Below are 25,322 nucleotides of genomic sequence, written 5' to 3'. Positions count from 1 at the left end.
CCCATATTTGGCGCAGCTTGGTTAAACTCTCCTTAACGCCGCTACATCTGCCCGCCTGCAATCTCGATCGACTGGCCATTGACGCTTTCCGAGCCTTCGCCAACCAGCCAAGCCGCTGCCGCCGCCACTTCAGACGGGGCGATCAGGCGTTTGTGGCGGTTGGCGTTGACCATGACATCACGGGCCTTTTCCTCGGACAGCCCGGCGCGGTTGGAGATCGCTTGAGTATTGCGCGCGATGATCTCGGTATCGACATAGCCGGGGCAGAGGGCGTTGAAGGTAAAGGGCTGGCCCATGTAATCCTCACTGAGCGAACGGATCAGCCCGATCATCCCGTGTTTTGAGGCCGAGTAGCAGGCCGCCCCCGGCAGCCCGCGCAGCCCCGCCATGGAGGACACTGCGATCACCCGGCCCCAATCGGTCTGGCGCATGTATTTCAGGCTCTCGCGGATTGTGAGAAAGGCGCCATCGAGATTGGTCGCCATCATGTCGCGCCAGAAATCGAGGTCGGTCTTATGCAGCGATCGCCCCTCGGCCACGCCTGCGTTTGCCACGCAGATTTGCACCGGCCCGTTGGCCTCTACCGCGCGGGCGATCGTGTCGATGACCTGCGCCTCGTCGCGGACGTCCATCGCCATGCCGGTGATGCCATTGCCCGACACCGCGTCAAGCACCTCCTGCCGCCGCCCGGTGATGGTGACCCGCGCCCCCTTGGCCGCCAGATCCTGCGCGATGGCGAGCCCGATGCCGGTGCCACCGCCGGTGATGAATGCGTGTTTGTCTTGCAATGTCATGATGTCTCCCCTTTGCGGGCAGGGTGGCGCGCTGGCGGCGGCAGGACAAGAGGCAGCTTCGGATGACGGGGCGTTATTTGAAGGGCAGCACAGGCGAGGGGCGCAGGGTAGTGGCGGCGCAGACACAATTATCTGGGGCGGGCACAGCCACCCTTGCAGCCGCGCGAACATTCCCTCACAGGTTGCAGCAGGTAACCTGATCACAGGGCCTTGTTTTGTATTGGAGCAGTATCATGAATTTTTCGCAAATTTCCTCACTGGCGCTGGCCGCCTCCTTCGCATTGGGCGCGACAACGGCAGGCGCTGTCGAAGTCACCGGTGGGTCGGTCGGGCTGTCTTATTCGGCCTTTGCCGAGGACACCGATTTTAACCACTGGGGCCTCGAAGGCGCGATGGAACTGGGGTTCAACCGCGATTTCAGCCTGCAAATCGATGCCGCCTATCATGATTTCGGCTTTACCGATATCGACAGCACGCTGCTGGGTCTGCACGGCATCTATCACCTGAACGACGCGACCTCTTTCGGCGCTTTCTACACCTTTGAAGACGTCGAAGGCGATGAGGCCGATATCTTTGGGATCGAGGCTGGCTATGAAGTCCGCGAATGGGAGTTCGAGGGCTATATCGCCAATGTCGACACCGATCTGGGCGACGCCACGCTTGGCGGGATCAAAGCCCGCTATGAGATGCAGGAGGGCTTTGGCCTGACAGGCTCCTATGACATGGCCGACGATGACACCGGCGATCTGTCCCGGTTCGCAATCCGTCTTGACCGCGACGTATCGGTTAACACCAACCTGTTCCTTGAGGTCGGCTCGGCCAAGGCCGAAGCGGGTGGCGTGAACGTCTCTGAACCCTTCGTCGGTTTGGGCGGCGAGATCGCCTTTGGTGCCGATCGCGGGACCACCTTTGACCAGCGCGGGTTGGCCCGGCTGATCCCCGGTCTCTGATACCCACGCATTGGGTCGGCGATTTGGTATGGCCTTCGGGCCATGCCATTGGCGCGGTGTAGAACGGCTGTTCTATCTGCGCTCCGAAAACAGCAAACCGTTCTCTCGGTGTCGCAGCGCAGCAATTTTGCTCCGTTTCACGTAGCGGTCTGCTTGTACTATTGCTGCGCGCGCGCTATCGCTCTGACTAACAAAGTTGCGCCAAAGCGGCGTGACGGGCCAGCAAAGGGGGACTCTTGGTTTGAAGATCGGGACACCAAAGGAAATATTTGAGGGCGAGAACCGGGTCGCAATGACGCCGGACAGCGCGCTGCAACTGCAAAAGCTTGGGCATACATGCGTTATCGAAACCGGCGCCGGTGCGGCTGCGGGCTTTGACGATGCCGCATACGAGGGCGCAGGCGTCGAGGTGGTGAACACCGCCGCTGCTCTCTACAAGGCCGCCGATGTGGTTGCCAAGGTGCGCCCGCCGTCTGACGCCGAGGTCAAGCGCCTGCGCGCGGGCCAGACGCTCATTTCCATGTTCAACCCTGCGGGCAACAAAGAGCTGATGGAGGCCGCCGCCGCCAAAGGCGCGACCGTCATGGCGATGGACATGGTGCCGCGCATCAGCCGCGCCCAGAAGATGGACGCGCTGTCCTCCATGGCCAATATCGCGGGCTACCGTGCGGTCATTGAGGCGGGCAACAACTTTGGCCGTTTCTTCACCGGGCAGATCACGGCGGCGGGCAAGGTGCCCCCGGCCAAGGTGCTGGTCGTCGGCGCGGGTGTGGCGGGTCTTGCCGCCATCGGCACATCGACCTCGCTGGGTGCCATCACGCTCGCGTTCGACGTGCGCCCCGAAGTGGCCGAACAGGTCGAATCGATGGGCGCTGAGTTTGTCTATCTCGACTTTGAAGAAGAACAGGCCGATGGGTCGGCTTCGGGCGGTTATGCCTCTGTTTCCAGCCCCGAATTCCGCGAAGCGCAATTGGCCAAGTTCCGCGAATTGGCGCCTGATGTGGACATCGTCATCACCACGGCGCTGATCCCCAACCGCGAAGCCCCCGAGCTTTGGACCGAGGACATGGTGCAGGCGATGAAGCCCGGTTCCGTGATCGTCGATCTCGCGGCAGAGAAGGGCGGCAACTGCAAGCTCACCAAAATGGACGAGAAGATCGTCACCGACAACGGTGTCACGATCATCGGTTACACCGATTTCCCCTCGCGCATGGCGACGCAGGCTTCGACACTCTATGCCACTAACATCCGCCACCTGATGACGGATCTGACGCCCGAGAAAGACGGTGTCATCAACCACGATATGGAAGATGACGTGATCCGGGGCGCGACCATCACCCACGAAAAAGAAGTGACCTTCCCGCCGCCACCGCCCAAGGTCGCAGCCATCGCGGCCGCGCCGAAGAAGGAAAAGGTTAAAGAAAAGACCCCGGAAGAGAAGCGTGCTGACGAATTGGCTGCTTTCAAAGCGCAGACCAAGAACCAAGTCACGCTCTTGGCCGTCGGCGCGGCGTTGCTGCTCGGTGTCGGCCTCGTCGCCCCTGCCAGCTTCATGCAGCACTTCATCGTCTTCGTTCTGGCGGTCTTTGTTGGTTTCCAAGTCATCTGGGGCGTGGCGCACAGCCTGCACACCCCGCTGATGGCGGTGACCAATGCGATCTCCTCGATCATCATTCTGGGCGCGCTGATGCAGATCGGCTCTGGCTCGTGGCTGGTGATCCTTCTTGCTGCCCTGTCGGTCTTCATGTGTGGGATCAATATTTTCGGCGGCTTCCTCGTGACACGGCGCATGCTCGCCATGTTCCAGAAATCCTGAAGGAGCGAGCATCATGGAATACGGATTTACGACAGCGGCCTATGTGGTCGCAGCGGTTCTCTTCATCCTGTCGCTCGGCGGTCTGTCGGGGCAGGAAAGCGCAAAACGCGCGGTATGGTACGGCATTGCCGGCATGGCGCTGGCGGTTGTCGCCACGCTGATCGGGCCGGGGGCGGGGTTCTGGCTCCTCTCGCTGATCCTGATCGCCGCCGGTGGCGCGATCGGCTACCAATTGGCCACCCGCGTGCAGATGACGCAGATGCCCGAATTGGTTGCGGCGATGCACAGCCTTGTTGGTCTGGCGGCGGTCTTCGTCGGCTACAACGCCCATATCGAACTGGGCAACGTGCTGGCGATGGACGAGGTGGCGCGTGCGTCTACCGAAGGTTTCGCAGCACTGCTGGCCAAGAAAGACAGCGTCGAGATCGCGATCCTGCGGGTCGAACTGGTGCTCGGTATCTTCATCGGTGCTGTGACCTTTACCGGCTCTGTCATCGCCTATGGCAAACTGGCGGGCCGCGTCAGCTCGGCAGCGACGAAATTGCCGGGTGGTCACATGCTTAACGCCGGTGCGGCAGCGCTCTCGCTGATCTGCCTGATCTGGTACTTCAACACCGGGGGCTTCTTGCCGCTGTTTATCATGACACTGGCGGCGCTCTTTATCGGGTATCACCTGATCATGGGCATCGGTGGTGCTGACATGCCGGTGGTTGTGTCGATGCTGAACAGCTACTCCGGCTGGGCCGCGGCGGCGATCGGCTTCTCGCTTGGCAACGATCTGTTGATCGTGGTCGGCGCCTTGGTCGGTTCTTCGGGTGCGATCCTAAGCTACATCATGTGTAAGGCGATGAACCGTTCCTTCGTCAGCGTGATCTTGGGCGGTTTCGGCGGCACATCCGGCCCGGCGATGGAGGTCGAAGGCGAGCAGGTGGCGATCGAGGCCGACGGCGTTGCACAGGCGCTGAACGAGGCCGACAGCGTCATCATCATCCCCGGCTACGGCATGGCGGTGGCTCAAGCTCAAGGCGCGGTCAGCGATCTGGTCAAGAAACTGCGCGCCCGTGGCAAGAACGTCCGCTTTGCCATCCACCCGGTGGCGGGCCGTCTGCCCGGTCACATGAACGTGCTCTTGGCCGAGGCCAAAGTGCCCTATGACATCGTGATGGAGATGGACGAGATCAACGATGATTTCCCCGAGACCGACGTCGCGATCGTCATCGGCTCCAACGACATCGTAAACCCCGCGGCGCAAGACGACCCCAACAGCCCCATCGCTGGCATGCCGGTGCTGGAATGCTGGAAGGCGAAAACCGTCTTCGTCTCCAAGCGCGGTCAGGGCACCGGGTATTCGGGCATCGAGAACCCGCTGTTCTTCAAAGAGAACACGCGCATGTTCTACGGTGACGCCAAGGCCAGTCTCGACAAGTTGCTGCCGCTGATCGACTGATCGTCTTCTTTAAAAGAAAACGACCGGGAATTTTTTAAAAATTCCCGACCTATACATCTTAAACGCCCCGCCGGAAACGGTGGGGCGTTTGCCGTTTCTAGGGGCGGTATACGTCGGTATGCAGTAAGTATTTGAAAAGGCGTATTTTTCTTCTGTTCATCGGCGGCGATGGCGCTATTCTTGGGGGAGATACTCTCTCCAGCAGCGGAACCCCTCATGGCCCCGATCAAAGACCACCCGCAGCGCCTTGCCCTGACCGGCGAAATGCACGCACGCCCGTTTCCGCAGCTCGCCGCGCCCTCGCGGGTCGCCTTTCTTGCGGTGAAGCCGTCACCGGATGCCGCACCGCAGGCCGAGTTGAACGCACTGCTGGCCCATTACGGCGCGCCGCGCGCCGATGCTTCGGCCACGCATTACTATGGGGAAATGGGCCGCTTCACGCTGAAATGGGAGCAGCATACCGAATTCGTTACCTATACGGTGATCGCCCCCACTGGCCGAAGCCTGCCTTTTGCCGCTGCGGATTTCGCCGCCTTTCCCGAGGATTGGCTGGCCGACATAGAAGGGGAGCGGATCACCTCGGCCCTGCTTGCGGTCCTGCCGAAGCCGGAGGAGGACAAAGAGATCGCGGGTCACCTGCAAGACTGGTTCGTGCCCGAGAGCCTCGCCGTGGCAGAGGTGCTCGACGGGGCAGCGGTGGTCGCCAGCGATTTTCGGATTGATCCCGCCGGCCATCTGCGGCTGGCGCTCTTTACCGACGCGGCGACCGGGCAGCGGCGGATTGGGCGGATCGTGCAGCGGCTGTGCGAGATTGAGACCTATAAGGCGATGTCGATGCTGGGCTTCATGCAGGCGCGCGACATGGCGGCGGCCTTGAATGATCTGGATGGTCAGTTGTCGACCCTCATGGGGGCGATGCGCAGCGGGGCGGGCACGGCGGCAGAAGAGACGCTGCACGCGCTGCTTGATGTCTCGGTCGCGTTAGAGGCGCTGACGGCGGAGACCGCCTATCGCTTCGCCGCCACGGGCGCTTATGAGGCCATCGTCTATGAACGTATCTCGGCCCTGCGCGAGGCGCGTTTCATGGGGCGGCAGGGGTTTGGGGAATTCATGATGCGCCGCTATGCGCCCGCCATGCGCACGGTCAAATCTACCGAGACGCGGCTGCAGACCATCGCAGCCCGCGCGCTGAGGGCCGCGGATCTTTTGCGCACGCGGGTGGATGTGGAACGCTCGGCCCAGAACCAAGCGATCCTTGCCAGCATGGACCGCCGCGCCGACTTGCAATTGAGGCTACAGCATACGGTCGAGGGGCTGTCTGTGGTGGCGATCAGCTACTACGCGGTTTCACTGGTCAGCTATCTGCTCTACCCGCTGGCAGAGCCGCTGGCGGTCAGCAAGGGGCTGCTGACCGCCGTGGTCACCGTGCCGGTTGTGCTTGGCGTGTGGTGGACGCTGCGCCATCTGCGGCGGAAGATCGGCTGAGCAACGCCTGCATGGCCAGCCCGCCCAGTGCGATCATCACGATGGCCTCGATGGCCGCGACGGAAAGCGTGGGGACACCCGAAAGGCCCGCGCCCAAGGTGCAGCCTCCGGCCAGCACACCGCCCACGCCCATCATAGCTGCCCCGGTCAGGTAGCGTCCGGTTTGGCGCGGGGCGTCAAAGCTCTGCCACTGAAACTCTCGCGCAATCAGGCTGGCGACCAGCGCGCCGACAAACACGCCGCCCAACAGCCCGGTGCCAAAGCCCGCGGGGATCGAACTGCTGGCGATGGTCCAGAACAGAGTATCGGCAGAGGGGGAGGTGAAGCTAAGGCTCTCCATCGCGATCGGGTCGAATTCATCCAGCAGGATAAACCCGGTGCCAACCCATGCGGCAGGCACCAAAAGCCCGATCAAACCGGCCATCACCAGTTGCCCTGGACGGTTGCCCGAGCGCAGCGCATAGGCCAACGCCGCCACGGTGAGCAGACCGCCCCAAACCAGCGCACCGCCGGGCAGGGCAGCAAGGCTCACGCTGTCGCCCATGTCGACGGTCACGGACCCAAGCGCCACGCGCAGCGGGGCCAGAACCCCTTTGAGGGTGGCATGGGCCACCACGGCAAAGACCAGCACCACCAGCGCCCCGCGCAGGTTGCCGCCGCCTGTCAGCACCGTGAGGCGTGAGATGCAGCCGCGCGTAAGCACCATGCCCGCGCCGAACAGCAGCCCGCCGATGCCAATCGCCAGAAACGGCACTTCAGAGGCCATGAAACGATGCGCGTCGAAACTGATCCAACCCGCGGCCACGGCGGCCTGCGTGCCAATCACCGCCAGCGCCAGCGCGGTAAGCCAGACCCCGAGCGCTTGACGCCGGTCTTCGCCCACGAGGCTGCGGCGAAAGCAAAAGCGCGTGCGCTGTGCCAAGACGCCAAACGCCAGCCCGATGAGCGCGGCCAACAGAACGGACGCCTCTTTTGCTGTCGTCTCTTCAAAGCCGAAAGACTCAAACATCGCAAAAACCCTCGAAAACGGAATTATTTCCCATTTGGAGTGGGCGGGGGTCACAATCAAGTGAAAGCTGACGCGGGGCCCTTCGACGTCGGCGAAAATATTTCTGTTTTGATGGAAAATTGGGCGACGCTGTTCACCCTGCGTCAGGAGATACGAAACAACCGGCCCCCCTCGCGATAGGCGGGGGCCGGTCGGTCCTTATTTGGCTCAGCGCCCGCGAATGCGCGGATCAAGCGCGTCGCGCAGACCATCGCCAAGGTAGTTCACCGCCAGCACGGTCAGCGAGATGGCGATGCCGGGCAGCATCACGCGCTCGGGAAACTCCTGCATGCGGTCCACTGCGTCGGCGAGTTGCTTGCCCCATGTGGGGAAGTCCGACGGAAAGCCGACGCCCAGAAAGCTCAGCGCGCTTTCGGTGATGATCGCCGTGGCAAGGCCAAGGGTGGCCGAGACCATGATGGGCGAGATCACGTTGGGCAGCAGGTGACGGCGGATGATCTTGCCCGGTGTGGTGCCGATAGAGCGGGCGGCAAGGATGAACTCACGTTCCTTCAGCGCCAGAATATCGCCCCGCACGATCCGCGCCGTCTGCATCCAAGAGGTCAGGCTGATGACCGAGACGATGAGGATGAACATGCCCCCCTCAGGCCCAAACTGCGAGCGCAGCGGTTGCCCGAAGAGTGTTACCGCCAAAAGCACCAGCGGCAGGATCGGCAGGCTGAGGATCAGATCGGTGAAACGCATGAGCCAGAAGTCCATCCGCTTGAAAAAGCCCGAAAGCACGCCGACGGCCGTGCCGATGATCAGCGCCAGTGCCATGGCCATCCAGCCCACGGCCATCGAGACGCGCCCGCCAAAAAGCATCTGCGCAAGGATGTCGCGGCCCAGCTGATCGGTGCCGAAGGGATGGCTCCACCCCGCCTTGGCATCGCCGTCCCACAGCAGCGTATAGATCGGCCGCCAATTCTTGTTGCGAATGTCGAGCTTCTTGGCGTCGATGTCCCACAGATAGGGGCCAAAGATCACCGCGAGCGTGATGAAGATCAGGAAACCGCCGCCGAAAAGCGCGCCCTTGTGCTTGCGGAACTGGTCCCAGACATCGCGCCATTGGCTGCGCGGCGGTTTCTGCGGGCCCTTGTCTTGCAGGGCTTTCATGAATTCGAGGTCGGCTTCGACCGGGCTGGCGGGAATGGGTTGCTCAGTCATAACGGATCCTTGGGTCAAGCAGGCCGTAGAGGATATCTGCGATCAGGTTGAACAGCACGATCAACACCGCAAAGATAAAGGTCAGGGTCATCACCATGGGCAAATCGTTGGCGCGCAGCGCGGTCAACAGAAGCTGGCCGATGCCATTCACCTTAAATACGTTCTCGGTGATGATGGCGCCGCCAAAGATGGCGGGCATGCCAAGCGCGATGATGGTGACCACCGGGATCATCGAGTTGCGCAGCACATGGACCATGACGACGACGCTTTCCTTCAGCCCCTTGGCGCGGGCGGTGCGCACGTAGTCTTGGTTCAGGTTGTCGAGCATGGCACCGCGCATGTAGCGGCTGATCTGCGCCGTGGTTTGCAGCGCCAGCACCATCACCGGCATGATCATCTGAAAGAACTGCACCTTGAAGCTTTCCCAGTCGTTCACGACATGGGTCGTGTCATAGATCGACGGCAGCCACCCCAGCGAGACCGAGAAGATCACGATCAGCAGAGGCCCGGTAAAGAAGGGCGGGATCGAGAAGCCGATCATGGTGATGAACGTCCCGGCCTGATCGAAGACCGAATAGTGACGGTAGGCCGAATAGATGCCGATCGGAATGGCAATGACGATGCCCACGATATAGGCCAGCCCGACAACCCAGAGGGTCTGCGGCATGCGCTGGATCACGATGTCCATCACAGGCGAACGGGTCTGCCAAGAGATCACGCGCAGCTTGCCGTCCGAAAGGTTGGTGTCGGGCAGCCAGCTAAACAGGGCAGAACGGTTGGTGAGATAGTCGATTAAAACCTGCGGCTCGATCCAAAAGACCTGCACGAGCCACTTCCAATATTGGATATAGATCGGCTGGCCGAGGCCAAGTGCCTCGCGCATTTTTTCTTTCACCTCGGGCGGGACCGTCAGCGGCACTTGGGCCATCGGGTCGCCGGGGGCGAGTTGCAGCAGCAGGAAAATCACCAGGCTGATAAACAAAAGCGTCGGGATCGACAAAAGAAGTCGTCGGATGGTGAAGGTCAACATGGGCGTCGCCTTTGTAGGTCAGTCTGTGAGGGGGTGGGGGCGAGAGGGGGGCGTGCGGATGACGCACACCCCCCAAAGGTCGGTGAAGGGAGGCGCAGCATGCCGCGCCTCCGTCCTAGATCACTCTTCCATGCGGTACCAGTCGGCGGCATTCCACAGTTCGGAGTCCCAAGTGTTCAGAACAACGCCACCAAGGGTGTTGGAGGCAGCAGAGACGCGACCACGGTCAACCAGCGGCAGGATCGAGTAGCTGTCTTTGGTCAGCATGTCGTTCAGCTTTTTGGCCAGTTCGCCACGCTTTTCCATTTCGCCGGTACGGCCCAGTTCGGCCACCATGGCATCATACTCTTCTTCGCAGAAACGGTTGATGTTCTCACCCTGCCACTGCGATTCCGGGCTTGGGAATTTGGCGCAGGTCCGCTGAGCGAGGTAGCTTTGCGGGTCGGTGCCGTCGAAGTTGTTGGCGTACATTTCAACGTCTGCATAGAAACGCTGGAACGTGTCGGTCGAACCGGGATCACCCCCAAAGAAGACCGAAGAGTCGATGTTGCGCAATTCGGTTTCGACACCGATCTGGCTCCACCAATCCTTGATCAGCGCTTGGAAGTCCTGACGCACGGCGTTGGTCGAGGTCTGGTAAAGGATTTCCAGTTTCACGCCGTCTTTTTCGCGGATGCCGTCGCCATCGCTGTCAACCCAGCCCGCTTCGTCCAAAAGCGCCTTGGCGCCTTCGATGTCTTGGGTCAGGCAGTCGGTGTTGTCGGAGGCGTAAAGCTCTGGCGCGGGCACCATGTTACAGGTGGCGCGGCCCGCTTGGCCGTAACCGACTTCGACCAGCAGTTCGCGGTCAATCGCCATCGACAGTGCCCGGCGGACGCTCTCATCGGTGAGGAAGGGATGCGGGTGCTTGGCTGTGGCGCGTTCACCTTCCGGCAGGTCCGGGGAGGGGTCTGTCATGTTCAGTTCCAGACGCTCAACCAGCGTGCCGAAAGCCGACATTGGCTTGCCTTTGCCGCCTTCGGCCATCTTGGCGATGACATCGGGGGCCAGTTGCAGGTTCCAGGCGTAGTCGAACTCGCCGGTTTCCATCACGGCACGCCCCGCAGCTGTCGCGTCGCCGCCACCCTTGAAGGTCAGAGAGGCAAAGGCGGGCTTGCTCGGGTCGCGGTAATTTTCGTTCGCGGCCATGGTGATCACGTCGTTCGGGCGGAACTCAGTGACGGTGAAGGGACCGGTGCCGATGGGGTTAAAGTTCGCTTCGGTACACTCGGGCGCCTTGGCGCCGGTGCAATCGGCAAACTGCGCCGCCTGAATGATCGGGGACTGGCCGCCCATGAAGGGGCCGTAGGGGTTCGGCATCGGCTCGGAGAAGGTAACCTTGACCGTCTGGTCGTCGACCACATCGACCGAGGAGACACCTTCGAATTTGGCCAGCTGTGCGCAGCCGCCTTCGGGGTTCATGCAGTAATCGGCGGTGAATTTGACGTCATTGGCGGTGACGGGGGTGCCGTCGGACCACATCAGCCCATCTTTCAGCTTCCATGTGATGGTCTTGAGGTCTTCGCTCACGCCGCCGTTTTCAAGCGTCGGAATTTCGTTCGCCAGATAGGGGACCAGCGCGCCGGTTTCGTCATAGCGGCCAAGGGGTTCGAGGATCAGCGAGGAGGCTTCGACGTCCTTCGTGCCGCTCGACAGATAGGGGTTCAGGATCGAAGGCGCCTGCCAATAGATGATTTTGACTTCGCCGTCGCGGCCCCGCTCGCCCTCATGGGCTTCGGCAAAGGCCATAGGGGCAAGCGCCGTCGATGCGACAGCCCCCATCAATAGGGTCTTCAATTTCATATCTTACTCCATGTTGGACACGTGGGCGTGCCGCTTATTGTCGACGGGATGTTCCCCGCCTTGTTGTTGTCGCCCCGGAAAGAACATGAGCTTCGCCAGCTAAACATAACAAAACAAGCAATATTCAACCTGTGATCGAAGCGCTCTTTCCAAACCGCATGGGCTATATCGAAACAGGTTTGCCGGAAATTGCAAGGGCGGACGTGGAGCAATTATGACAAAGCTCGAACTCTGCGCGTCAGGTTTGACAGTCTCGTGACATTCGCCGTAGCGTCGGGCAAAATCTGCGCCGATAAAAACAACAGGGAAACAGATGCTGGATCACACCAATGGGGCGCCAATCGCCCAAATTCAGGGCCTGCGCGTCGAATTTCAAACCAAAGATGGCCCCGTGGTCGGTGTTGAGGATGTCAGTTTCGACATCAATCCCGGTGAGACGGTTTGCGTGGTCGGAGAATCAGGATCGGGCAAATCGGTGTCCTCCCTGTCGCTGATGCGACTGGTTGAGTATGGCGGCGGTGAAATTGCAGGCGGTCGCCTGCTTTTTGAGCGCGGTGAAGAAGGCCAAGTCGATCTCGCGGCCAGCGGCGGCAATCTGATGCGCAAGATTCGCGGCAATGAGATCGGCATGATCTTCCAAGAGCCGATGACCGCGCTGAATCCCGTGTTCACCATCGGCAAGCAGATGACCGAAGGTCTGCGCCTGCATCTGAACATGACCCGCAAAGAGGCCGAGGCCCGGGCGCTGGAACTGATGAAACAGGTCCGCATCCCCGAGCCGGAGCGGCGTCTCAAGCAGTACCCCCACGAACTTTCGGGCGGCATGCGCCAGCGCGTGGTAATCGCCATGGCGCTGGCCTGCGAGCCGCGCCTCTTGATCGCCGATGAGCCCACCACCGCGCTCGACGTAACCATTCAGGCCGAGATCCTCGCCCTGATGGACCGGCTGAAGCGCGAGACCGGGACGGCGGTGATGTTCATTACCCACGACATGGCCGTGGTGGCGCAGATGGCCGACCGCGTGGTCGTCATGTTCCGTGGCAAGAAGGTCGAAGAAGGCACCGTCGAGGAGATCTTCGAGAACCCGCAGCATCCCTATACCAAGGCGCTTCTGGCCGCCGTGCCGAAATTGGGCGAGATGACGGGCAAGCCATACCCCGAGCCGATGAAGCTTTTGGGCAGTGAGGACAAGGAAATCGTTCCGATCAAGGGCCGCGAAGAGGTGCTCTTGTCGGTCAAAAACCTCACCACGCGCTTTCCGGTGCAGGGCGGCTTCCTGCGCCGCACCGTGGCAAATGTGCATGCGGTCGAGGATCTGTCCTTCACGCTCAACAAAGGTCAGACGCTGAGCCTCGTCGGCGAATCGGGATGTGGCAAATCCACCGCCGGACGGTCGATTCTGCGGCTGGTGGAGCCGATGTCGGGGGAGGTGAACCTTGACGGTGTCGACATCATGTCGCTGGACCAATCGGCCCTGCGCACCGCGCGGCTCGACATGCAGATGATCTTTCAAGATCCCTTCGCCTCGCTCAACCCGCAGATGCAGCTGGCCGATCAGGTGGCGGAACCGATCCACAATTTCGCGACCCTTAAGGGGGCCGAGATTACCAAACGGATCGAAATGCTCTTCGACCGGGTGGAACTGCCGCGGAGTTTCATGCGCCGCTTCCCGCATGAGCTGTCGGGCGGCCAACGCCAACGGGTCGCCATCGCCCGCGCGCTTGCGCTGAACCCCAAGCTGATCATCGCGGATGAAGCGGTTTCGGCCCTTGATGTGTCTGTGCAGGCGCAGGTGCTGAACCTGATGATGGAGCTTCAGGCCGAGATGGAACTGTCTTTTTTGTTCATCAGCCACGACATGGCCGTGGTCGAACGCGTCAGCCACTACGTCGGCGTCATGTATCTGGGCCGCATCGTCGAGATGGGTTCGCGCCAGCGGGTGTTTGAGAACCCGCAGCACCCTTATACCCAAGCGCTGATGAAGGCCGTTCCGATCGCCGATCCGCGCCGGCGCAAGTCCGAGAAGGACCTGAACTTCAAACCGATTCCCTCGCCGATCCACCCTGTCAGCTATCGGGCCGAGCCTTCGGTCTACCGCGAGGTGGAGCCGGGGCACCATGTGCTGATCACCGACAGCGGCTATTGAAAGAACACCCATGACCGAACGCCTGACCCCGCTTGAGTTGATGACCAAACTCATCAGCTTTCCCACCGTGTCGCGGGACACCAACATCCCGCTGATCGACTGGGTGGCCGAGTACCTCGCCTCCCACGGGATCGAGAGCCACCGCTACGTCGATCCTGATCAGCCCAAACATGCGCTTTTCGCCCATGCGGGCCCGTGGGAGGAGGGGGCCGTGGTGCTTTCGGGCCATACCGATGTTGTGCCGGTCGACGGGCAGGCATGGGACACCGACCCTTTCACCGTGACCGAGAAAGACGGCCGCTATTACGGACGCGGCACCTGCGACATGAAGGGCTTTGACGCGCTGGCGCTCTGGGCTTTGGTCGAGGCGCATTATGCGGAAGTAAAGCGCCCGCTGCAGATCGCGCTCAGCTTCGATGAGGAGATCGGCTGCACCGGCGCCCCGCCGATGATCGAGGCGATGCAGGGCGTGGTGCCCAAGGGCTCGGCGGTGATCGTGGGTGAGCCTTCGACCATGCAGGCGGTGACCGGCCACAAGGGCGGCATTGGCTTTAACACGCACCTTGTGGGCTTCGAGGTGCATTCCTCGCTCTTGCATACCGGGGTCAACGCGATCATGGCGGGTGCCAAGCTCATCGAATGGGCCAATGACGTGAACAGCGACAACATGGCCGCCAAACCGACCGAGACGGCGGCGATGTTCGACCCGCCCTTCACCACCGCCCATGTCGGCGTGATCGAAGGCGGCACGGCCCACAACATCACCGCCAAGGACTGCAAATTCGCCATGGATTTCCGCGTGGTGCCGGGTGAAGACAAAGACAAATGGGGCACCGCCTACCTCAAGAAGGTCCGTGAGGTCGAAAAGCAGATGCAGGACGTGGTGCCCGAAACCTATATCGAGACCTCGACCCGTTTCGACGTGCCCGCGCTGCAGCCCGAAAAGGACGGCGAGGCCGAGCAGATCGTGCGCCAGATCACTGGCGATAACGCCAGCCACAAAGTGAGCTACGGCACCGAAGCCGGGCAGTTCCAAGAGGCGGGCTATTCCGCCGTGATCTGCGGGCCGGGCGACATCGCGCAGGCGCATCAGCCCAACGAATTCATCGACGTGGCGCAGTTCGGGGCCGGTCACGACTTCATGCGCCGGCTGCTGACCCGCTTGCAGGGCTGAGCCATCCCTGACAGACCTAAGGCAGGCCCACCGCGGGGGCCTGTCCTTTCCACGGCCGCCCGGTGCAGCCGCGCGGCCCCAGCCTCCGGGGTTCGCATGTCCGTTTTTCCTATCACCCTTGCCACCCCTGCCAGCTACCCCCGCACCCCGCCGCGCGACAGCGAGGTGGTGGTGATCGGCGGTGGCGTGATCGGCGTCTGCACTGCCCTGTCTCTGGCGCGGGCGGGCAAACAGGTGACGCTGCTCGAAAAGGGCCGCATTGCCGCTGAACAATCCAGCCGCAACTGGGGCTGGATCCGCCAACAAGGGCGCGACCCAGATGAGTTACCGATCATGGTCGAAGCCGCGCGGCTTTGGCGCGAACTGGCCCCAGAGCTCGACCGCGACATCGGGCTGAAACAGACCGGCGTGACCTATCTGGCAAGCTCGGACGCCAAGATGCAAAGCTATGTAGACTGGCTGCCCCACGCCAAAGCCAATGGGATCGACAGCCGGTTGATGGACGCAGGCGAGGTGGCGGCGGCTTTTCCGGGGCTGAGCAAAGGCTACACCGGGGCGTTGATCACCCCCTCCGACATGCGGGCCGAACCTTGGGTCGCGGTGCCAGCGCTGGCCGCCTTGGCCGTCAAAGAGGGCGTGCGCATCATCGAGAACTGCGCGGTGCGCAAGCTCGACCTCGCCGCGGGCCGCGTGGCGGGGGTGAGCACCGAAGCGGGGGCGATCCGCACGACATCGGTGGTGCTGGCGGGCGGGGCATGGTCGGCGCTTTTCCTGCGCGCGCATGGCGTCACCCTGCCGCAGCTATCCGTACGCGAAAGCGTGGTGGCGACCAACGTGCTGCCCGAGGTGCACGCCGGGGCCGTGGCCGAAGCCGGGCTGGCCTTTCGCCGCCGCGCCGATGGGGGCTATACGCTGGCTCCGGGGGCGGCGCCCGACCTCTATGTCGGGCCAGATGCCTTCCGCGCCCTGCGTCACTACCTGCCACAGCTGCGCGCCACCCCCTTTGGCCAGCGGCTGCGGATGTCTGCACCTAAGGGCTTTCCTGACGCATGGCGCACCCCGCGCCAATGGGCCGCGGACAGCGTCAGCCCCTTCGAGGCGATGCGCATCCTTGATCCCGCCCCCGATCACCGCCGGTTGCGCCGCACGATCAAGCAGTTCGCTGCGCTTTATCCCGGTCTACCACCGATCACGGCGCGCAATTCATGGGCGAGCATGATCGACACAATGCCTGATATCGTACCCGTGGTGGACAGTTGCGCCCAAATTCCGGGCCTCGTCATTGGCACCGGCATGTCGGGCCACGGTTTTGGCATCGGGCCGGGCATAGGGCGGGTGCTGGCCGCACTGGTCATGGGCGATGCACCGGGGCATGATCTGAGCAGATTTCGCGCCGACCGGTTCAGTGATGGCACGCCCATCCGCCCCGGTCCGGCGCTTTAACCTCATTGTTTCAAAGGACATAGCCCATGCCGATCAAGAACCGTTTCGCCGAGACCCACGCCGAGATCACCGCATGGCGCCGCCACCTGCATCAGCACCCTGAACTGATGTTCGACCTGCCCGAAACCTCGAAATTCGTCGAAGACAAGCTGCGCAGCTTTGGCATCACCGACATCACCATCGGCATCGCGCAGACCGGCGTGGTCGCGATGATCGAGGGGCAGAGCAATCGCTCAAACCGCACCATCGGGCTGCGCGCCGATATGGATGCGCTGCCGATCATGGAGGCGACGGGGCTGCCCCATGCCTCTAAGTTCCCCGGCAAAATGCATGCCTGCGGCCATGACGGTCATACGGCGATGTTGCTGGGTGCCGCGCAATACCTTGCGGAGACGCGCAATTTCGACGGCCGCGTCGTGCTGATCTTCCAACCCGCCGAGGAGGGCGGCGGCGGTGGCAATGTCATGGTGCAAGAGGGGCTGATGGACCGTTGGGATATCGATGAGGTTTACGGCATGCACAATATGCCCGGCCACCCCACCGGGCATTTCGCAATCCGCGAGGGCGCGCTGCTGGCTGCGGCGGATGAGTTCAACATCACGCTGACCGGGCAGGGCGGCCATGCCGCGGCCCCGCATGAGGCCATCGACACCAACCTCGCTGCTGCCCATGTGTTGATCGCGCTGCAATCCATCGCCAGCCGCAACACCGACCCGCTGAAACAGGTCGTCGTCTCGGTCTGCACCCTGCGCAGCGATACCGACAGCCACAACGTCCTGCCGCATCAGGTGCTTCTGCGCGGCACGGTGCGCACACTCGACCCCGCGGTGCAGGATTTGGCCGAGCAGCGCCTGCACGACCTCACCCGCCTCACGGCGGAGGCGCATCAGTGCAAGGCAGAGATCGACTATCAGCGCGGCTATCCTGTCACGCGCAACCACAGCGACCACACCCGCTATGCCGCGGAGGCTGCCGACAAGATCACCCCCGGCACCGACCGCGACACCCCGCCCATCATGGCAGGCGAAGATTTTTCCTATATGCTCAACGCGCGACCGGGTGCCTATATTATGATCGGCAACGGCGACGGGGCGACGGTACACCACCCGGCATATGACTTTGACGACGCCGCAATCCCGGCGGGTTGCTCATGGTTCGCACAGGTGGTTGAGGACCGGCTGGCAAGGGCGTAAGCATGTGGCAGATAAATGCGACTGCATGAAAATCAGCGCCAACCCAACTCCGGAGGATACTTCCCAAATGGCCGTTAAGAACCGATTTGCCGAGCTGCATGACGACATCACCGCGTGGCGCCGCGACCTGCATGAAAACCCCGAGATCCTGTTCGAGACCCACCGCACCTCGGCCACCGTGGCCGAGAAGCTGCGCAGCTTCGGCTGCGACGAGGTCGTCGAGGGCATCGGCCGCACCGGCGTGGTCGGCGTGATCAAGGGCAAGGAGACCGGCTCGGGCAAGGTCATCGGGTTGCGCGCCGACATGGACGCGCTGCCGATCCACGAACAGACCGGGCTAGAGTACGCCTCTAAGACCGATGGCGCGATGCATGCCTGCGGCCATGACGGCCACACCGCCATGCTGCTGGGGGCGGCGCAATATCTGGCCGAGACCCGCAATTTCGACGGCACCGTCGTGGTGATCTTCCAGCCCGCCGAAGAGGGCGGCGGCGGTGGCCGTGAGATGTGCGAGGACGGTATGATGGACCGTTTTGGCATCCAAGAAGTCTATGGGATGCACAACTGGCCGGGCATGCCCACGGGCTCTTTCGGCATCCGCCCGGGGTCTTTCTTTGCTGCCACGGATCAGTTCGACATCACCTTTGAGGGCCGCGGCGGCCATGCCGCAAAGCCGCATGAGACCGTCGACACAACCGTGATGGCCGCGCAAGCCGTGCTGGCGCTGCAAACCATCACCGCGCGCAATGCCGACCCGGTGGAGCAGATCGTCGTCTCGGTCACCGCCTTTGAGACATCTTCCAAAGCCTTCAACGTGATCCCGCAGCGGGTGCAGATGAAAGGCACCGTGCGCACGATGTCGGCGGATATGCGCAGCCTTGCCGAAAAGCGGATCAACGAGATTTGCAACGGCATCGCGGGCACCTTTGGCGGCACAGCGGATGTGACCTACCACCGCGGCTATCCGGTCATGGTGAACCACGAAGAGCAGACCGAGTTCGCTGCCGATGTGGCACGCTCAATCTCGGGCGATTGCGTCGAGGCGCCGCTGGTCATGGGGGGGGAAGATTTCGCCTTCATGCTCGAAGAACGCCCCGGTGCCTATATTCTGGTCGGCAACGGCGACACGGCGGCGGTGCACCATCCGGAGTATAACTTCAACGATGAGGCGATCCCGGCAGGCTGTAGCTGGTGGGCGGGTATCGTCGAGCAGCGGATGCCAGCGGCCTGATCCCGCAATCAGAAACGATCCTAGCGCGCCTCCTTCGGGGGCGCGTTTTTCTTTGGCGGGCCTAGCCGCGTTCCCAAAGCGCGTTATAGACGGCTTCGATCCCATCGGCCTCGGCCCGCGCGCTAAAGCGGTGTTCGGCCCAGTGGCGCGCGGCCTCTGACAGAGCGGCTTGGTCCTCTCGCTCAAGCAGGGAGATCGCGGCTTGGGCCGCAGCCTCCGCCGCGCCAAGGGGGACCACCTTGCCCACACGACCACCGTTCGAAAAAGCGCCGTAATATCCCGCATCGCTGCCCACGAAGGGCACGCCCGAGGCCAGCGCTTCGAGCGGGACCATGCCATAGCCCTCGTAGCGCGGCAGTTGCACCACCAGCGACAGCGCGCGCATCAGTTTGGGCAGGTCGGCGGCAGGGTATTCGCCCACGAAAAGCAGCCGCTCCGCGAGGCCCGCCGCCTCGACCTGCGCCTTGAGCTTGGTCAGAAACGCCTCATGTTTGCCGCCCGCCCGGCCAATCACCAACGCCACCGCGCCGGGGCGTTCGGGCAGCAAGCGCAGCATCGCCTCCACGAAAAGGTCGGTGCCTTTCTCGGGCCGGATGCGCCCCACGGTGGCGATGCCATGGGTGCCACCAAAGCCCAATTGCTCCCAAGCGGCGCCGCGGTTGGTGGCCGGAGCGAAGACATCGGTGTCCACCCCATGCGGCACCACGGCGCGGACATGGGGCACGAACTCTGCCGCGCGTTCGGTCGTGGCGATGACCGCATCCATTTGCCGGATCAGCCAGCGTGGATAGGCTGAATGCAGGCGCTGCGCAGCAGAGGTGAAGACAATCCGGATATTCGCCCCGCGCACATCGCGCAGCCAAAGCGCGCTGCGCATCTCGGGGTTGCGGCGGACGTGCCAGATGGCGAAGGGGCGGTCTTGGGGGGGATGTTTTCGGGTGATCCGCCCTGCGGCGGCACGGGTCAGCGGCACCGGGCAGCCGGGCAGGGGTTGGCCCACCAACGCCAACTCGTGCCGAATGACCTGTTGGCGCACCACATTGGCCGCCGTGGCCGAGACCCCGGTGAAATTGCGGTTGTAGTTGGTGACGAAAAGCTCAGGCATCGGCGCTGTCCTTTCGCAGGCGCAGGGCCGTGATCAGCCGCTCGGCAATACTGTCGAGTTTGTCGGTCTGCGCTGCGGCATAGGTTTTCGACGCGGCCACACCGCTGGCGCGGGCGATATCGTTGCGCAAAAGATCCGCCACACGGTCCGCCAAATCCTGCGTGCCCGCCACCAGACGCGCAGCGCCCGCGGCCTCCATCTCGGCAAAGGTCTCGGCGAAATTGGCGACATGGGTGCCCGAAAGCACCATCGCCCCGGCCTGCGCAACCTCATAGGGGTTATGCCCCCCGATGGGGTGCAACGATCCGCCCAGAAAGACGATGTCGGACAGCGCGTACCAGGTGCCCAGCTCGCCCAATGTGTCGGCCAGATAGACCTGCTCACGCGGCATGTCGCCCCGCGTCCGGCGGCCATGGGTCAGTCCGACGCTGGCGATGAGGCCGGCCACCTCGTCCCCGCGTTCCGGGTGGCGGGGAACAAGGATCAGACACAGGTCAGGGACCCGTTCAAGCAGTTGCCGATGCGCCTCTAATACCGCTTTCTCCTCGCCCGGATGGGTCGAGGAGGCGATCCAGACGGGGCGACCGCCCAAGGCTGCGCGCGCCTCGGCGATGGTCCCCTCATCCTGCGGCAGGGGGCCTGCCATAGACTTGAGGTTGATCCCCGGAGCGACCCGGTCGGCGGGGGCGTTGATGGTGGTCATGGCCCGCGCCATCGCGTCATTCTGCGTCAGGATCAGGTCAAACACACCAAAGAGAAACCCCGCCAGCGCGGGCTGTTTCTGCCAGCGTTCGATAGAGCGTTGCGAGAGGCGCGCATTGATCAGCGCCATTGGCGTGCCACGCGCATGGGTCCGCCGCAGCATCTGCGGCCAAAGCTCGCTCTCGACGAAAAGCGCCGCGTCGGGCCGCCAATGGTTGAGAAACCGCTTTAGCGGGCCGGGGGCGTCGAGCGGGGCGAATTGATGCCGGCTGCGCGGCGGCAGGCGTCGGTCCACCAGCCGGGCCGAGGTCGCGGTGCCGGAGGTGATGAGGAAATGCGCCTGCGGCAGCGCGCGGCCCATCCGGTCAATCAGCGCCAGAACCGACAGGCTTTCCCCGACAGAGGCGGCGTGAAACCAGATCAGCGGCCCCTCGGGGCGCGGCTGGCTGGCATGGCCAAGCTTTTCACGCGCGCGTTTCGGCTCAACCTCGGCCCGGCGCAGCTTGGCCATGGACTGCCGTCCGGAGATGGGCAGCATCACAGTGCTTGCCGCGACCCATGCCCGGTAGAGGAACGGCGTGGCCATCGGGCTCAGCCGCCCGTGTGGCTCATGTGGCGCGGCATCTGCCCGTCGACACGCTGGCGTGAATAGTCGAAATCATGCCCCTTGGGCTTGCGGTCGATCGCCGCGCGGATCGCCTCTTGCAGCGGGACATCCGTATCGGGGTGATCGCGCAGTGGGGCGCGCAGATCGGCCACGTCTTCTTGGCCCAGACACATGAAAATCTCACCGGTGCAGGTGACCCGCACGCGGTTGCAGCTTTCGCAGAAATTATGGCTCAGCGGGGTGATGAAGCCGATCTTCTGACCCGTCTCTTCGAGCCGCACATAGCGGGCGGGGCCGCCGGTCCGCTCGGCCAGATCGGTAACGGTATAATGTTCGGCATAGCGCGCGCGCACGTCCTTCAGGGACCAGAACTGACCAAAGCGGTCTTCGTTGCCCAAATCGCCCATCGGCATGACTTCGATCCATGTCAGGTCGATCCCACGCTCGGCGCACCATTCGGTGATGCGCGGCAGTTCGGGTTCGTTAAAACCTTTGAGCGCCACGGCGTTGATCTTGATCTTCAGGCCCGCGCGCTGCGCCGCGTCGATCCCGCGTAGCACCTGCGGCAGGCGGCCCCAGCGGGTGATGTCCGCGAATTTCTGCTCGTCCAGCGTGTCGAGAGAGACGTTCACCCGCCGCACGCCCGCGGCATAGAGATCATCGGCAAAGCGTTCAAGCTGGCTGCCATTGGTGGTCAGCGTCAGCTCCTTCAGCTTGCCACTGTCGAGGTGCCGCTTCATGCCGTCGAAGAATGTCATGATGCCGCGCCGGACCAGTGGCTCGCCACCGGTAATGCGCAGCTTTTCGACGCCGAGGTTGACGAAGTTGCTGCACAGGCGGTCCAGCTCCTCCAGTGTCAGCAATTCCTTCTTGGGCAGGAAGGTCATGTTTTCCGACATGCAATAGACGCAGCGAAAATCGCAGCGGTCAGTGACGGAGACGCGCAGGTAGGTGATTGCGCGCATGAAGGGGTCGATAAGGGGTGCTGTCATGCCTCATAGGTAATGCCCCGCCCACTGCGGGGCAAGCGGCATTTGGACGATTGATAAGGGGGCAGGGCGCGGATAGGCTGCGCGGATGACACGTATTATCTTACCGCTTTTCATCGTCGCCGCCACGGCAGGTTGCAGCGCCCTGTCGGACCGTCTCGGCATGGATGCCTCCCAGTCCGAGCCTGCGGCCGCATCCGCCCCGACAGAAACCCCGACCGAAGCCCCGGCAGAGGCCGCAACCGCGACCGCGCCGGCCGCTGCGACGCCGCCTGCCGCCTCTCCGATCGCGACCGGGGGCAGCAGTGCCGAGGCGCTTGATACAACCACCGCCGCCGAGCGCGAAGCAGCCAGCCGCCCGCCCGCCAGCACCGGTGCCGCCTTGGGGACGACAGTGGTCAGTCTGGGCAGCGCGACAGAGCCGGGCCTGTGGTTGAAAACACCTCTGGTTGATGCTGAACAGACGGGCCGGGTGACCAACCCCGCAACGGGCAAATCGGCCACCGTGACCCTGATCCCGCTGGAAGGGCCTGCAACCGCAGGCAGCCGCATGTCGCTGCCCGCTTTGCGTTTGATCGGCGCCTCCCTGACAGACCTCACCACGGTCGAAGTCTCGACCGAAGGCTAGGGCGCGGGGTCAGCCTGCGCCGTCTGACTTTTTCAGCAGGCGCAGCGCTTCTTTCACCGCGAAAGGTTTCATCGCCTCCCCATGGGTGCCGACAAAGGCGCGGGTGCGCTCGGGATCGTGTTTCGACAGGTCGCGCAGCCACCAACCGATCGCCTTTTGGATGAACCAACGGTGATCCGGCACCATCGTCGCGGCCCAGCCTAGGATGCGATCGCGCGCGGCAAGCTCTTCTGGTTTGGGGTTGTTCTGTTTGGTCCACGGCAGGGTCGAGACCAGCGCGGCCCGCCGCGTCCAGAGGTGATCAGAGGCGACCCAGTTCTCCACTTCGTCCAAGCGCGTCGGATCGGCCACCAGACGTTTTTGCGCTGCCATGCTGGCATGATCGGCAATCGCCCAACTGTCGAAATCCGCGGTCCAGCTTGCGATCAGCGCCCATGCGGTTTGATCGTCGGGGCGCAGTCGCGCTTGGGTCAGCAGCTTGGCTGCCGCGACGCGCGCCTCGAAAATATCCGACTGCCATAGGCCGTCGGCAAGGGCGACACGGCCCTCAACATCGAGCGCATCGCGCCAAGTCTGGGCAAGATCCGCGATCTGCGGGTTGGTGAGGCCAAGGTAGCGCCGGTCGGCTTTGTGATAGGCGCGCATCTCTTCGGCGCGGGCCGGGTTGGCCTGCGCTTCAAGCTCCTCCAGAGCGGTTTCCATATTCATTCTACCGTCACCGATTTTGCCAGATTGCGCGGTTGGTCCACATCCGTGCCTTTCGCCACGGCGGTGTGATAGGCCAGCAACTGCGCCGGAACCGCATAGAGGATCGGGGCCAGTGCATCCGGGACGGGAGGCATTTCGATGCTGAACCAGACGCCTTCATTGGCTTCGGCCTGACCTTTGGAGTCGGAGATCAGGATCACCTTGCCCTTGCGCGCCATGACCTCTTGCATGTTGCTGACGGTCTTGTCGAACAGCGCGTCGCGCGGGGCCATAACGACCACCGGCACATGCTCATCCACCAGTGCGATGGGGCCGTGCTTCAATTCACCTGATGCATAAGCTTCGGCGTGGATGTAGCTGATTTCCTTGAGTTTCAAGGCGCCTTCGAGAGCGAGGGGATACATCTGACCTCGGCCAAGGAACAGCACGTCACGGGCATGGGAGAGCTTGAGCGCGGCTTCCTGCATTGTGTCGTTTCGTTCAAGCGCCGTGCTGATGATCGCGGGCAGCCCCCGCAGGCTTGAGATGTGATCGGCGAATGTCTCGGCGCTGATCGCGTCGCGGTCCCGGGCGGCCTTGAGAACCAGTGCAAAGAGCACGACCAATTGGCAGGTAAAGGCTTTGGTTGAGGCGACGCCAACCTCGACACCGGCATGGATCGGCAAGGCCAGATCGCTTTCGCGGGCGATGGAGCTTTCGGGCACGTTGACGACCGAAAGGATGCGCGCGGCCTTGCCCTCGCAATAGCGCAGGGCGGCCAGCGTATCTGCGGTTTCCCCTGATTGGCTGACGAAAACCGCCAGCGTACGCGGCGGGATCGGCGGCTCACGATAGCGGAATTCCGAGGCGACATCGACTTCGACCGGCAGGCGCGCGATCTGTTCAAACCAGTATTTCGCGGTGAAACAGGCATAGGAAGCAGTGCCGCAGGCCACCATGACGATCCGATCAAACTGCGTGAAATCAATATCCTGCGCGCTGATGTTGATCTCGCCTTCGGGGGTCAGGTAGTGGCCGATGGCCGCGCCGATCACGCCGGGTTGCTCGGCGATCTCTTTGGCCATGAAGTGTTTGTGCCCGGCCTTGTCGATGCGGGTGCTGTCGATCTGCACGGATTTGATCGCGCGGTTGGCCAGCGCCCCATTGCGGTCGGTAATCTCCACCGACGTGCGGGTGAGGACGGCGCAATCCCCCTCTTCGAGATAGGCGATCTGGTTGGTCAGCGGGGCCAGCGCGATGGCATCGCTGCCCACATACATTTCACCCTCACCATAGCCGATGGCCAAGGGCGACCCCTTGCGCGCCGCGATCATCAGGTCTTCGTGCCCGTCGAACAGGAATGCCAGGGCAAAGGCGCCTTCGAGGCGGGCGAGGGTCTGTTTGGCGGCCTCCACCGGGCTTGCGCCCTGCGCCATATGATGCTGGGTCAGCAGGGCGACGGTTTCGGTATCGGTCTCGGTGACGAAATGCGCGCCATGTTCGGCCAGCTCAGCCCGCAGTTCGCGGAAGTTTTCGATGATCCCGTTGTGCACCACGGCCACTGGCCCGGCCTGATGCGGGTGGGCGTTGGTCACGCTCGGCGCGCCATGGGTGGCCCAGCGGGTGTGGCCGATGCCGGACTTGCCCGCCAGCGGCTCATGCACCAGCGCGTCCGAGAGGTTGACCAGTTTGCCCAAGGCGCGACGACGGTCGAGTTTGCCGTTGTTCAGCGTGGCAATGCCAGCACTATCATAGCCGCGATATTCCAGCCGTTTTAACGACTCTACAAGAATGGGAGCGACTTCATGGGTGCCAAGCACCCCTACAATTCCACACAT

General features: G+C 62.9%; 20 protein-coding genes. 10 read left to right on the top strand and 10 right to left on the bottom strand.

All coding sequences use genetic code 11. From position 1 onward, the window contains the following. Positions 1–41 precede the first annotated feature (41 nt). A complete protein-coding gene (locus K3758_RS11480) occupies positions 42–794 on the bottom strand; it encodes an SDR family NAD(P)-dependent oxidoreductase (protein WP_259944964.1) in 753 nt (250 codons plus the stop codon). Between the two features lie 233 nt (positions 795–1,027). Here K3758_RS11480 and K3758_RS11475 point away from each other — a divergent pair, with 233 nt between their 5' ends. From K3758_RS11475 to K3758_RS11460, 4 genes are all read left to right on the top strand, one after another. Then, complete coding sequence (locus tag K3758_RS11475) at positions 1,028–1,744, top strand: porin (RefSeq protein WP_259944962.1); 717 nt, start codon at positions 1,028–1,030, stop codon at positions 1,742–1,744. Positions 1,745–1,985: 241 nt separating this feature from the next. Beyond that, complete coding sequence (locus K3758_RS11470; protein WP_067630280.1) at positions 1,986–3,560, top strand: Re/Si-specific NAD(P)(+) transhydrogenase subunit alpha; 1,575 nt, start codon at positions 1,986–1,988, stop codon at positions 3,558–3,560. A gap of 13 nt (positions 3,561–3,573) precedes the next feature. Then, a complete protein-coding gene (locus K3758_RS11465; protein ID WP_259944958.1) occupies positions 3,574–5,007 on the top strand; it encodes an NAD(P)(+) transhydrogenase (Re/Si-specific) subunit beta in 1,434 nt (477 codons plus the stop codon). A gap of 216 nt (positions 5,008–5,223) precedes the next feature. Next, positions 5,224–6,492 (top strand): DUF3422 family protein, encoded by a 1,269-nt coding sequence (locus tag K3758_RS11460; protein ID WP_259944956.1) that lies wholly within the window; start codon positions 5,224–5,226, stop codon positions 6,490–6,492. Here the strand turns inward: K3758_RS11460 and K3758_RS11455 are convergent. The 4 genes from K3758_RS11455 to K3758_RS11440 form a co-directional block, all read right to left on the bottom strand. Then, positions 6,428–7,501, bottom strand: coding sequence for a YeeE/YedE family protein (locus K3758_RS11455; RefSeq protein ID WP_259944954.1), 1,074 nt, complete (start codon positions 7,499–7,501; stop codon positions 6,428–6,430). The genes K3758_RS11460 and K3758_RS11455 overlap by 65 nt on opposite strands. Before the next feature lie 207 nt (positions 7,502–7,708). Then, complete coding sequence (locus K3758_RS11450) at positions 7,709–8,707, bottom strand: ABC transporter permease (RefSeq protein ID WP_067936889.1); 999 nt, start codon at positions 8,705–8,707, stop codon at positions 7,709–7,711. Continuing rightward, a complete protein-coding gene (locus K3758_RS11445; protein ID WP_259944926.1) occupies positions 8,700–9,737 on the bottom strand; it encodes an ABC transporter permease in 1,038 nt (345 codons plus the stop codon). Before K3758_RS11445 ends, K3758_RS11450 begins: the two co-directional genes overlap by 8 nt. A 120-nt stretch (positions 9,738–9,857) precedes the next feature. Continuing rightward, positions 9,858–11,579 carry a peptide ABC transporter substrate-binding protein gene (locus K3758_RS11440; RefSeq protein WP_259944924.1) on the bottom strand — a complete coding sequence of 574 codons (1,722 nt, stop codon included), beginning with the start codon at positions 11,577–11,579 and terminating at the stop codon, positions 9,858–9,860. Between the two features lie 313 nt (positions 11,580–11,892). Between K3758_RS11440 and K3758_RS11435 the strand changes: the two genes are divergently transcribed. From K3758_RS11435 to K3758_RS11415, 5 genes are all read left to right on the top strand, one after another. Beyond that, the gene (locus tag K3758_RS11435; protein ID WP_259944922.1) at positions 11,893–13,725 is read left to right on the top strand and encodes an ABC transporter ATP-binding protein; all 1,833 of its coding nucleotides are present in this window, start codon (positions 11,893–11,895) and stop codon (positions 13,723–13,725) included. A 10-nt stretch (positions 13,726–13,735) separates the two neighbouring features. After that, positions 13,736–14,899: an acetylornithine deacetylase gene (gene argE / locus K3758_RS11430; RefSeq protein WP_259944920.1), complete on the top strand. Its 1,164-nt coding sequence runs from the start codon at positions 13,736–13,738 to the stop codon at positions 14,897–14,899. Between the two features lie 96 nt (positions 14,900–14,995). Then, positions 14,996–16,342, top strand: a complete 1,347-nt coding sequence (locus K3758_RS11425; RefSeq protein ID WP_259944918.1) for an FAD-binding oxidoreductase — start codon at positions 14,996–14,998, stop codon at positions 16,340–16,342. A gap of 26 nt (positions 16,343–16,368) precedes the next feature. Further along, positions 16,369–17,535 (top strand): M20 aminoacylase family protein, encoded by a 1,167-nt coding sequence (locus K3758_RS11420; RefSeq protein WP_259944916.1) that lies wholly within the window; start codon positions 16,369–16,371, stop codon positions 17,533–17,535. A gap of 67 nt (positions 17,536–17,602) precedes the next feature. Next, a complete protein-coding gene (locus K3758_RS11415; RefSeq protein WP_259944914.1) occupies positions 17,603–18,766 on the top strand; it encodes a M20 aminoacylase family protein in 1,164 nt (387 codons plus the stop codon). A gap of 61 nt (positions 18,767–18,827) precedes the next feature. Here K3758_RS11415 and K3758_RS11410 read toward each other — a convergent pair whose 3' ends face one another. The 3 genes from K3758_RS11410 to moaA are packed head-to-tail and all read right to left on the bottom strand — an operon-like array spanning position 18,828 to position 22,172. Next, positions 18,828–19,871, bottom strand: a complete 1,044-nt coding sequence (locus K3758_RS11410; RefSeq protein WP_259944912.1) for a glycosyltransferase family 4 protein — start codon at positions 19,869–19,871, stop codon at positions 18,828–18,830. After that, entirely contained in the window at positions 19,864–21,159 is a 1,296-nt protein-coding gene (locus K3758_RS11405; RefSeq protein ID WP_259944910.1) for a 3-deoxy-D-manno-octulosonic acid transferase, read from the bottom strand. The genes K3758_RS11410 and K3758_RS11405 overlap by 8 nt, the downstream gene beginning before the upstream one ends. Positions 21,160–21,164: 5 nt before the next feature. Continuing rightward, positions 21,165–22,172, bottom strand: coding sequence for a GTP 3',8-cyclase MoaA (gene moaA, locus K3758_RS11400; RefSeq protein ID WP_259944909.1), 1,008 nt, complete (start codon positions 22,170–22,172; stop codon positions 21,165–21,167). An 85-nt stretch (positions 22,173–22,257) separates the two neighbouring features. Between moaA and K3758_RS11395 the strand changes: the two genes are divergently transcribed. Next, positions 22,258–22,797, top strand: coding sequence for a hypothetical protein (locus K3758_RS11395; RefSeq protein ID WP_259944907.1), 540 nt, complete (start codon positions 22,258–22,260; stop codon positions 22,795–22,797). A 9-nt stretch (positions 22,798–22,806) separates the two neighbouring features. Here the strand turns inward: K3758_RS11395 and K3758_RS11390 are convergent, their stop codons facing one another. Both K3758_RS11390 and glmS read right to left on the bottom strand, forming a co-directional pair. Continuing rightward, on the bottom strand, positions 22,807–23,505 hold the full coding sequence (locus tag K3758_RS11390) for a DNA alkylation repair protein (RefSeq protein WP_259944905.1): 699 nt from the start codon (positions 23,503–23,505) through the stop codon (positions 22,807–22,809). After that, a complete protein-coding gene (gene glmS, locus K3758_RS11385; RefSeq protein WP_259944902.1) occupies positions 23,502–25,322 on the bottom strand; it encodes a glutamine--fructose-6-phosphate transaminase (isomerizing) in 1,821 nt (606 codons plus the stop codon). The genes K3758_RS11390 and glmS overlap by 4 nt, the downstream gene beginning before the upstream one ends.

Source organism: Sulfitobacter sp. W002 (genome assembly GCF_025142135.1).
In the GTDB taxonomy this organism is placed as follows: Bacteria; Pseudomonadota; Alphaproteobacteria; order Rhodobacterales; family Rhodobacteraceae; genus Sulfitobacter; species Sulfitobacter profundi.
This window is presented reverse-complemented; position numbering and strand designations above follow the sequence as displayed.

Coding starts and splice junctions, on each gene's coding strand:
- K3758_RS11480 (WP_259944964.1), bottom strand. CDS start 794: ATGACATTGCAAGACAAACACGCATTCATCACCGGCGGTGGCACCGGC.
- K3758_RS11475 (WP_259944962.1), top strand. CDS start 1,028: ATGAATTTTTCGCAAATTTCCTCACTGGCGCTGGCCGCCTCCTTCGCA.
- K3758_RS11465 (WP_259944958.1), top strand. CDS start 3,574: ATGGAATACGGATTTACGACAGCGGCCTATGTGGTCGCAGCGGTTCTC.
- K3758_RS11460 (WP_259944956.1), top strand. CDS start 5,224: ATGGCCCCGATCAAAGACCACCCGCAGCGCCTTGCCCTGACCGGCGAA.
- K3758_RS11455 (WP_259944954.1), bottom strand. CDS start 7,501: ATGTTTGAGTCTTTCGGCTTTGAAGAGACGACAGCAAAAGAGGCGTCC.
- K3758_RS11450 (WP_067936889.1), bottom strand. CDS start 8,707: ATGACTGAGCAACCCATTCCCGCCAGCCCGGTCGAAGCCGACCTCGAA.
- K3758_RS11445 (WP_259944926.1), bottom strand. CDS start 9,737: ATGTTGACCTTCACCATCCGACGACTTCTTTTGTCGATCCCGACGCTT.
- K3758_RS11440 (WP_259944924.1), bottom strand. CDS start 11,579: ATGAAATTGAAGACCCTATTGATGGGGGCTGTCGCATCGACGGCGCTT.
- K3758_RS11435 (WP_259944922.1), top strand. CDS start 11,893: ATGCTGGATCACACCAATGGGGCGCCAATCGCCCAAATTCAGGGCCTG.
- argE (WP_259944920.1), top strand. CDS start 13,736: ATGACCGAACGCCTGACCCCGCTTGAGTTGATGACCAAACTCATCAGC.
- K3758_RS11425 (WP_259944918.1), top strand. CDS start 14,996: ATGTCCGTTTTTCCTATCACCCTTGCCACCCCTGCCAGCTACCCCCGC.
- K3758_RS11420 (WP_259944916.1), top strand. CDS start 16,369: ATGCCGATCAAGAACCGTTTCGCCGAGACCCACGCCGAGATCACCGCA.
- K3758_RS11415 (WP_259944914.1), top strand. CDS start 17,603: ATGGCCGTTAAGAACCGATTTGCCGAGCTGCATGACGACATCACCGCG.
- K3758_RS11410 (WP_259944912.1), bottom strand. CDS start 19,871: ATGCCTGAGCTTTTCGTCACCAACTACAACCGCAATTTCACCGGGGTC.
- K3758_RS11405 (WP_259944910.1), bottom strand. CDS start 21,159: ATGGCCACGCCGTTCCTCTACCGGGCATGGGTCGCGGCAAGCACTGTG.
- moaA (WP_259944909.1), bottom strand. CDS start 22,172: ATGACAGCACCCCTTATCGACCCCTTCATGCGCGCAATCACCTACCTG.
- K3758_RS11395 (WP_259944907.1), top strand. CDS start 22,258: ATGACACGTATTATCTTACCGCTTTTCATCGTCGCCGCCACGGCAGGT.
- K3758_RS11390 (WP_259944905.1), bottom strand. CDS start 23,505: ATGAATATGGAAACCGCTCTGGAGGAGCTTGAAGCGCAGGCCAACCCG.
- glmS (WP_259944902.1), bottom strand. CDS start 25,322: ATGTGTGGAATTGTAGGGGTGCTTGGCACCCATGAAGTCGCTCCCATT.